General features: G+C 72.7%; 7 protein-coding genes. 3 read left to right on the top strand and 4 right to left on the bottom strand.

Features of this window, described 5'->3' with window-relative positions; genetic code table 11:
• Positions 1-777, bottom strand: a 777-nt coding sequence (locus tag CCN33_RS18145) for a prolipoprotein diacylglyceryl transferase (RefSeq protein WP_483027246.1), incomplete at its 3' end; no start/stop codon positions are given.
• Between the two features lie 196 nt (positions 778-973).
• Here CCN33_RS18145 and CCN33_RS18140 point away from each other — a divergent pair.
• The 3 genes from CCN33_RS18140 to CCN33_RS18130 all read left to right on the top strand — a co-directional run bounded on the left by CCN33_RS18140 (position 974) and on the right by CCN33_RS18130 (position 3,242).
• The gene (locus tag CCN33_RS18140; protein WP_086694632.1) at positions 974-1,729 is read left to right on the top strand and encodes a GOLPH3/VPS74 family protein; all 756 of its coding nucleotides are present in this window, start codon (positions 974-976) and stop codon (positions 1,727-1,729) included.
• A 253-nt stretch (positions 1,730-1,982) separates the two neighbouring features.
• Entirely contained in the window at positions 1,983-2,840 is an 858-nt protein-coding gene (locus CCN33_RS18135) for a helix-turn-helix domain-containing protein (protein WP_086694631.1), read from the top strand.
• Positions 2,841-3,050: 210 nt separating this feature from the next.
• Entirely contained in the window at positions 3,051-3,242 is a 192-nt protein-coding gene (locus tag CCN33_RS18130; RefSeq protein ID WP_086694630.1) for a DUF397 domain-containing protein, read from the top strand.
• A gap of 119 nt (positions 3,243-3,361) precedes the next feature.
• Here the strand turns inward: CCN33_RS18130 and CCN33_RS18125 are convergent, their stop codons facing one another.
• The 3 genes from CCN33_RS18125 to CCN33_RS18115 form a co-directional block, all read right to left on the bottom strand.
• Positions 3,362-4,213: a MerR family transcriptional regulator gene (locus CCN33_RS18125; RefSeq protein WP_401085513.1), complete on the bottom strand. Its 852-nt coding sequence runs from the start codon at positions 4,211-4,213 to the stop codon at positions 3,362-3,364.
• 73 nt (positions 4,214-4,286) lie between these two features.
• Entirely contained in the window at positions 4,287-4,793 is a 507-nt protein-coding gene (locus CCN33_RS18120; RefSeq protein ID WP_086694628.1) for a glutathione peroxidase, read from the bottom strand.
• A gap of 10 nt (positions 4,794-4,803) precedes the next feature.
• A partial coding sequence (locus CCN33_RS18115) for a winged helix-turn-helix domain-containing protein (RefSeq protein ID WP_107483958.1) occupies positions 4,804-5,721 on the bottom strand: 918 nt, incomplete at its 5' end.

The following is a 5,721-nucleotide window of genomic DNA, read 5'->3' as shown; positions in this document are numbered from 1 at the left end:
GGGGGCCGGGGTGCCGGTGGCCGCACCGGAGTCGTCGGCGGAGCCGGAGGCGGCCTTCCCGGCGTCCTCGGCGTCGTCCTCGTCGGCCGGCTCGGCGTCGTCCTTCGCGGCGGCGGGGGTGGCGCCCGCCTTGCCCGCGTCCTTGGAGGCGGAGCCGGAGGTGCTGTCGCCGTCTTTGGCGGAGTCGGGGGTGTCCTTGGCGTCCAGGGCGGCAGGGGCCTTGTCCACGCTCCCGGGGCCGGCCTCGGAGTCGCTCTCGGGGGAGCCGTCGGTCTCGGCGGCCTCGGCAGCCGGGACGGCGGGGCCCTCGGCGTCGGCCTTGCCCGCGTCCTCGGCGGCGGATTCCGGGTCACCCTCGGCGGCGGGTGCGGAGGCATCCGTCCCGGAGTCCACGGCCGCCGGAGTGCCGGTGCCCTTGCCGGAGTCGTCGGCAGCGCCGGAGGCGTCCTCCTCGACGGCGCCCTTCTCCGCCCCCTCGGCGGAGCCGGCCTCGCGGGAGTCCTTGAACGTGTCGTCAGGTACGGCGGCGGCGACGCTCCCGGCGCTCTCGGCGGTGCCGGAACCTTCCTCCGCGGCACCCTTCCCCGACCGGTCGGAAAGCTTCCCCGTGCCGGCCGAACCCGCCCCGGAAACAGCGGGCTTGCCCTTCGCCGAACCCCCGGAGGGAGGCCGTACCCACGCCGAGACCGCCTCGCGGAGTTCCTCGTCCTCCACGGAACCCGCTGAACCGACGGAGTCTTCGTGCTGCTTCGACCTGTCGGGGGACTCGCCCGCCACCGATGCCTCCTTGATGCGCCGCACGCGCCCTCGCGCGCCCTGTCCGAACCATGTACCAGTGTCCTGTGTGGGGGTTCGCCCGGAGTGGCAGACGAGAACGACATACCTGCCGGTTCCCCCACGAACCAGGCAGGCGCTCTCGACAGATGAATGTGAGAGGCGTCACCCTGTCATTCATCCACGCGGGGAGGCATGGATGGGCAGGAGCCGCAGAACACTTCCGGAAGAGCTTCTGATGCTCGCACTGGACCCGGCCACGGGTACCACTGCGCAGCCGCAGTCGCTCGACCTCGGTCTGGCCGGTGCGCAGCTAGTGGAGCTGGCGCTGGCCGGACGGATAGCCCCAGACGGGGATCGTATCGCCGTGGTGGTGCCACGGCCGACAGGAGATCCGACTCTGGACTGCGCGTTGGAGCTGCTGCGAAGGCGCGGCGCTCCGGTACGGGCCGTCCATTGGATAGGCGGGCCCCGGCTGGGCCTGCGCCAGACCTATCTGTCGCACCTGGAGAGGTGCGGCATGGTGGCCGCCGTACCGGGCCAGATGTGCGGCGTGCTGCCGACCACGCGGTACCAGGCGACGGACACCACCATCAGCCGGGAGATCCGCGGGAGGCTGGACTCCGCGATCCGCACCGGCGTACCACCGGACCCACGGACCGCCGCGCTCGCCGCGCTGGCCCACGCGGTCGGCCTGGGCAAGCACCTGTACCCGGGGAACGAGGGACGTTCGTCCCGCTCCCGGCTCAGGGACCTGATCCGGCACGACCCGATGGGCGGCCTGGTCGCGCACGCCGTGATGGACGTCCAGAACGGCGTGGGCGCCCAGCCGAGGCGCGGGCAGGCTCCGGCCGGCCGGCCCGCCGGACCGGGAGCCAGGACGACCGGGGAACCCGCGCGCGGGGTCCCGATGCAGCCGCATCACGGCCCGATGGCCCGCGCGGCGGCACACTGACCGGCCCGGCCGAGGGCAACCCCCTTTGGCCGGAGGCGACTTGAAGAGCGGGACGGGTGGACCGACGGGGTCCCCCGCCCCGCTCCGCCGCTTCACCCCATACCAGTCCGCCGGGCGGCGCGTACCCCGAACTGTCGGGCAGGCGCCGCATATCCGACGTTTCCCAGCGGTGGAAACCGCCTTGGTGGCAGTCTGCTCAACAGCAGATACACAAAGTGTCAGATACAGGCAGCCAGCCGGAGGTGCGCATCCCGTGGCGTCCAATGTGAATCCCACCGTCAGGCGGCGCCGGCTGGGCCAGGAGCTGCGCAAGCTCCGTGAGCTCAAGGGCATGACGGCCGAAGAGGTCGCCGACCGCCTGCTGGTGTCGCAGTCGAAGATCAGCAGGCTGGAGAACGGCCGCCGCAGCATCAGCCAGCGCGATGTCCGGGATCTGTGCGGGGTCTACGAGGTAGAGGACCAGAGGGTGGTCGACTCGCTGATGGAGATGGCCCGCGACTCCCGCCAGCAGGGCTGGTGGCACACCTTCGGCGACATCCCGTACAGCGTGTACATCGGTCTGGAGACCGACGCGCAGTCGCTCCGGGTGTACGAACCCCAGCTGGTCACCGGCCTGTTGCAGACCCGCGCGTACGCCGAGGCGCTGGTGCGCGGCGCGCTGCCGGAGACCTCCACGGCCGAGATCGAGAAGCGCGTCAAGGTCCGCATGCGCAGGCAGGAGCGGGTCACCGACGACAGCAACCCGCTGCGCCTGTGGGTGGTGCTGGACGAGGCCGCGCTGCACCGGGTGGTCGGCAGCAAGCTCATCATGCGCGAGCAGCTGGAGCACCTGATCGAGCTGTCCAGCCTCCCGCACGTCACCGTGCAGGTGCTCCCCTTCGAGGTCGGTGCGCATCCCGGGCTCAACGGCCAGTACGCCATCCTGGAGTTCGCCGACGCGGCCGACTCCAGCGTGGTCTACCTGGAGGGCGTCACCAGCGACCTGTACCTGGAGAAGGCGCCGGACGTGCAGAAGTACGCCGTGATGTACGAGCACCTGCGGGCCCAGGCGCTCCCGGTGGAGCGGTCCCAGCAGTTCATCCAGGACGCGGCCAAGAGGTTCGCCCAGTAGGGCGCCGGCCGGGTTCCCGCGGGGCTGCGGTACGTGGGGCGAGGGATCGTACACCGTCGCCCCACCCTGATGGCGGCTCGCTTGGAATATGCCACCCGCTTGAGTGAACGGCTCCTGCGGGCAGGGGGGTTGACCGGTAGCGTCGATCACGCCAATCGCTCGCATGGGTTGGCGCGAACCGCACCACCGCAACTCGCAACAGGAGTGGACATGGCACTGATTCAGGGCGCGACGGAGACGTGGATGAAGTCCTCCTATTCCGCGGGCAACGGCGCCTGCGTCGAGGTCAAGTCGCCGACCGCCGCCGAACTCGCCGTACGCGACTCCAAGGACATCACGGGGCCCGTCCTGGCCTTCCCGGCCACGGCGTGGAACGCCTTCGTGGCCTCGGTCAAGGCGTAACGGACCGACCCCGGTCCCCACGCGTAGAAGCACCTGACCGATGCTTCACCAACAGCACACGCACCACCCCGAAGCCCTCTCGGCCGGCCCGCCGTCCTTGCCGAGGGGGCTTCGTCACGTCAGCGAACGGGCAGCGACACGTCGCACACCGGATCACCGGGACCGGCGGCCGCCCAGTCGGCGAAGTACACCTCGCGGCAGGGGCCGGTCACCGTCAGCCCCTCGGCGGCGGCCCACCGCTCCACCGCCTCGAAAGCGGCCAGGATCTGCGGATGCGCCACCTGCGCCTTGGTGATCCGGGTCCGCGCCAGCCGCCCGGCGGGCTCCACTCGCACCCGGACGGCCCGCGGAGCGCCGTGCCGCTCGGCCCACGCCCGCGCCGCCGCCTCGTCGGCCACCGGTACGCAGGACTCGGCGGGACCGTCGCTCTCCATCGACACCTCGGAGTGGTAGACGACGTACGGCGCCCCGGCCACGCCTCCGCAGTCCCGCGCGGCCGCCTCCAGCCGGTCCAGAGAGGCGCCGATCCAGGTGGGCAGCTCGTCGGCCAGCGTGTGCCGGGACTCGGTGAGCACCACCTGCCCGGGTACCTCCACCACGTCCACCGCGAACATCTCGTCCATCTCGGAAGTCCTTCCCGACAGTCGTCCACGGAGGTAGGCGGCGAGAGCGCGCTGCCCGGCGATCCGGGCCTCCACGTCCGCCCAGTAGGCGTCCAGCAGCCCGGCCGCCGCAGTGCCCCCGGCCTCGACCACCTCGGCGATCCGCGCCAGCGGCATGTCCAACTGCCGTAGCAGGGCCACCAGCCGGGCCCGTTCCACCTGATCGGCCCGGTAGTACCGGTAGCCGCTGGCCTCGTCCACCTCGGCCGGGGTGAGCAGGCCGAGGCGGTCGTACAGGCGCAGTGCCTTCGGGGAGAGCCGGGACCGGGCGGCGAACGCGCCGATGGTCAGCAGGGGTTGAGGGTTCACGGGGCCTTCCTCCGTCACCGGGCGGCGGCTCCGCCCGGTGCGAGGGACGCTCCCGTCTGCCCCAGGGGCAAGGTCAACCGAGCTGTGCCTCGATCGCGGAGACGACCTCCGCCGACTCCGGCTCGGTCTGCGGGGCGAAGCGGGCGACGACCTGGCCGTCGCGGCCGACCAGGAACTTCTCGAAGTTCCAGCGGATGTCGCCGGTGTGGCCCTCGGCGTCGGCGAAGCCGGTGAGGCGGTCGTAGAGGGGGTGGCGGCCCTCGCCGTTCACGTCGACCTTCTCGGTGAGCGGGAAGGTCACGCCGTACGTCGCCGAGCAGAACTCCGCGATCTCGTCGGCGGAGCCGGGCTCCTGGCCCATGAACTGGTTGCACGGCACGCCGAGCACGGTGAAGCCCTGTCCGCCGAACCGCTCCTGGAGCCGCTCCAGGCCCGTGTACTGCGGGGTCAGGCCGCACTTGGAGGCCACGTTCACGACGAGCACGGCCTGTCCGGCGTACCGGGCCAGCTCGGCGGAGCCGCCCTGAAGGGCACCGATCTCGACGTCGAGGGGGGAGGAGGTGTGATCACTGGTCGTCATGGTGGGCAGCCTAGCCAGGCCCCGCCCGCCCGGCTTCCACCAGTACCTCCCCGGCCGCCGTGCGCGAGTACAGCACCGAGCGGCCCGCGCGGCGGCGGGTGATCAGGCCGGACTCGCGCAGCACCTTCAGATGGCGGCCGACCGAGCCGAGCGTCTGGCCGGTCAGCGCGGTGAGCTGGGTGGTGCTCAAGGGGGACTCCAGCAGGGTGAGCACGCTCGCGCGGGCCGGCCCGAGCAGCGCGCCCAGGCTCGCGGGCACCGGGCGCTCGGCCTGCCCGGCGAGGGCACCGGCGCACGGGTAGACCACCGCGTACCGCTCCCGCCCCTCCCACGCCACCCAGCCCTGCCGTGCCGGGGTCACCGGGACGAGGACGAGTTCGGCGCCGGAGATCTCGCGGGGCGGGTAGGTCTGGAGGTTGACCTGGAACCGGCTCTCGCCGAGCCACCGCGTGCCCGGCCGGAGCGAGTCCAGCACCCCGGCCCAGCCGCCCCGCCCCATCCGCGCGGTCCGCGCCAGCACGTCCGCCTCCAGCACCCTTCTCCGCCGCTCCCAGTCCGGCCGTACCGTCTCCTCCCACACCCACTCCAGCAGCGTGGCCGCCCGCTCGGGCAGGTCGTCCCGCTCCAGTACGGCGGGCAGCGGGCCGGCGAGGGAGAGCAGCAGGTGGGCACGGGCGTCGGCGGGGTGGGCGGCCCGCACCCGGCCGACCTCCTCGGCGAAGGTCTCGCCGTCGCGCGGGGTGGGGGTGAGGAAGTCGGCGATCCAGCCACGGCCGAGACCGGCGCGGATCAGGCGTGCGGTGACGGGGTCCGCCGCCAACCGGGCCCGGTAGGCCGGCAGATGGACGCGCAGCCACTCCCGCTCGCCGGGGTGCGCGGGCGTGGCCGCGTGCAGCAGCTTGAGGTTCGCGAAGGTCTCGGCGAGCGG

It is taken from the genome of Streptomyces recifensis (assembly GCF_002154615.1).
GTDB classification, from domain to species: domain Bacteria; phylum Actinomycetota; class Actinomycetes; order Streptomycetales; family Streptomycetaceae; genus Streptomyces; species Streptomyces griseoluteus.
This window is presented reverse-complemented; position numbering and strand designations above follow the sequence as displayed.